This is a genomic window from Noviherbaspirillum sp. (assembly GCF_035944575.1).
GTDB lineage: Bacteria > Pseudomonadota > Gammaproteobacteria > Burkholderiales > Burkholderiaceae_D > Noviherbaspirillum.
This window is the reverse complement of record NZ_DASZBA010000199.1, coordinates 1-2,577: the sequence shown is the minus strand read 5'-3', so window position 1 is coordinate 2,577 and position 2,577 is coordinate 1. Positions and strand designations below refer to the sequence as shown.

Below are 2,577 nucleotides of genomic sequence, written 5' to 3'. Positions count from 1 at the left end.
ACTTTCATGGCGCCGCCCTTGTTGATAGGTTGTCATTCTAGTTTTGAATGTAGCCTAAGCGCTCCGAAAAATCCAGCGTTCGCCCCTACCCCGGAGCAGGTAACCCTGGGGGGTATTCAATGCTACGATGGTATCGGCAATACCAGAAAACCAAGAACGGAGACGATTACCCCATGAACGGCCCCAAATATCCCGGGTTCGATACCTTGTCCCTGCATGCAGGCGCGGCGCCCGACCCGGCCACCGGTGCGCGTGCGACGCCGATTCATTTCACCACCTCTTTCGTGTTCCGCGATTCGGACCATGCTGCGTCGCTGTTCAACATGGAACGCGCTGGCCATGTCTATTCCCGCATTTCCAATCCGACCAACGCAGTGCTGGAAGAACGCATTGCGGCACTGGAAGGCGGGGTTGCCGGAATTGCCACGGCAAGTGGTCAGGCAGCGATGCATCTCGGACTCGCGACCATTGCCGGCGCCGGGTCGCATATCGTCGCGTCCCGTGCGCTCTACGGCGGCTCGCAGAATCTGCTGGCCTATACCATGAAGCGTTTCGGCATCGACACGACTTTCGTCAACCCTCGGGACATGGATGCATGGCGCGACGCCATCCGTCCGAACACCAAGGTCCTGTTCGGCGAAACGCTGGGAAACCCAGGACTGGACGTGCTCGACATTCCTCGGGTGTCTGCAATTGCGCACGAGCACCATCTTCCGTTGATGGTGGATTCCACCTTCACCACACCCTATCTTTTGCAACCCTTCGAACACGGGGCCGACCTGCTCTTTCATTCTGCGACGAAGTTTCTTTGCGGACACGGAACCGCGATTGGCGGCTTGCTGGTGGACGGCGGCACTTTCGATTGGCAACATGCCTACGAGCAGAGCGGCCGGTTTGCAGAACTGTGCGAGCCGTATGAAGGCTTTCATGGCATGGTATTCGCAGAAGAATCGACGGTTGCGCCCTTCTCGCTGCGGGCGCGTCGTGAAGGCTTGCGTGACTTCGGTGCGGTCATGAGCCCGCATAATGCCTTCGCGATACTGCAAGGCGTTGAGACTCTCTCTTTGCGGATGGAGCGGCACGTCGCCAATACGCGCAAGGTCGTCGAATTCCTGGCCGCGCATGCAGGAATCGAATCCGTGTCCTATCCCGAACTGGAAAGTCATGCCGATCATGCATTGGCCGCGAAGCTGCTGCCGAAAGGCTGCGGTGCGGTGTTTTCTTTTGTTATTCGCGGCGACCGTGCCGCCGGTCGTCGATTTGTCGAAGCGCTGAAGGTATTTTCACATCTCGCCAATGTCGGCGATGCAAAATCCCTCGTCATTCATCCCGCTTCGACGACGCATTTCCGCGTGCCGGCAGAGCAACTTGTTGCCGCAGGCATTACCGAAGGCACGATGCGCCTGTCGGTCGGACTGGAAGATGCGGACGATCTGATCGAAGATCTTGCACGCGGACTGAAAGCCGCGCAGAAGGGAGCTTGAGATGCTGCTGAACGTGCAAGGGAATACCGCATATTGCTATACCGGCGGCAAACAATTCGATCCGCGTTTGCCGACCGCCGTCTTCATCCATGGCGCGCAGAATGATCATTCGGTTTGGGGTTTGCAGACCCGGTATTTTGCCCACCACGGATTCGGGGTACTGGCCGTCGACCTGCCCGGCCATGGCCGCAGCAAGGGTGCGCCGCTGCGCAGTGTGGAAGCCATGGCCGATTGGGTGCTCGCCCTGCTTGAAGCCGCCGGCGTTGAGCGGGCAACCCTGATCGGCCACAGCATGGGCTCGCTGATCGCACTGGAAATCAATTTCAGGGCGGCACGGCACGTCAGTCGTATTGCGCTGGTCGGCACCGCTTTCCCGATGAAGGTGTCCGATGCATTGTTGAACGCGGCGCTCAACGATGAGGAAGCGGCGATCGACATGGTGAATATCTGGTCGCATTCAACGATTGCCCAGAAGCCATCCGCGCCCGGACCAGGCTTCTATGTCATGGGTGGCTCGCGCCGATTGATGCAGCGCGTCGCTGCGCTGAACGGTGACGCCGTCTTCCATACCGATTTCCAAGCCTGCAACACGTATGAAAACGGAGAGGCGGCCGCACGGTCCGTGACTTGTCCCGTCTTGTTCGTCTTGGGTAAAAATGATCTGATGACAATGCCCAGGGCCAGCACGGCATTGCAGGCCGCGATGCCGCATGCCAAGCTTGCCATGCTTGATCGATGTGGTCATGCGCTGATGACGGAGCAGCCGGATGCCGTTCTGGATGCACTGTTCGCATTTGCCAGCAGGCAGACATGATGGGCTGAATCAATATGAAACTTCATTGCAACTCCGCCCGCTCGGCATTAACCTGAAGACAGTTCATCCATGGTAAGGAGAAGAGCATGCCTACGGTATTGAAGGAAAACGAATTTGCCTCGTTTGCGGAGTTCTATCCGGTCTACTTGAGTGAGCACTCCAACCGAACTTGCCGTGAATTGCATTTCGCCGGTTCGACAATCGCGCTGCTGTGTCTTGGCGCGCTGATTCTCACTGGAAATTTCTGGTGGCTGCTCGGCGCGCTGGTATCCGGTTATG

At 58.0% G+C, this 2,577-nt stretch carries 3 protein-coding genes; all 3 read left to right on the top strand.

From position 1 onward, the window contains the following. Nucleotides 1–173: 173 nt before the first annotated feature. Nucleotides 174–1,484: an O-acetylhomoserine aminocarboxypropyltransferase gene (locus VGU61_RS15615; RefSeq protein WP_326860124.1), complete on the top strand. Its 1,311-nt coding sequence runs from the start codon at nt 174–176 to the stop codon at nt 1,482–1,484. Nucleotide 1,485: 1 nt separating this feature from the next. Further along, nucleotides 1,486–2,298 carry an alpha/beta hydrolase gene (locus VGU61_RS15610; RefSeq protein WP_326860123.1) on the top strand — a complete coding sequence of 271 codons (813 nt, stop codon included), beginning with the start codon at nt 1,486–1,488 and terminating at the stop codon, nt 2,296–2,298. Between the two features lie 86 nt (nt 2,299–2,384). After that, on the top strand, nt 2,385–2,577 hold a 193-nt coding region (locus VGU61_RS15605; RefSeq protein WP_326860122.1), incomplete at its 3' end, for a DUF962 domain-containing protein.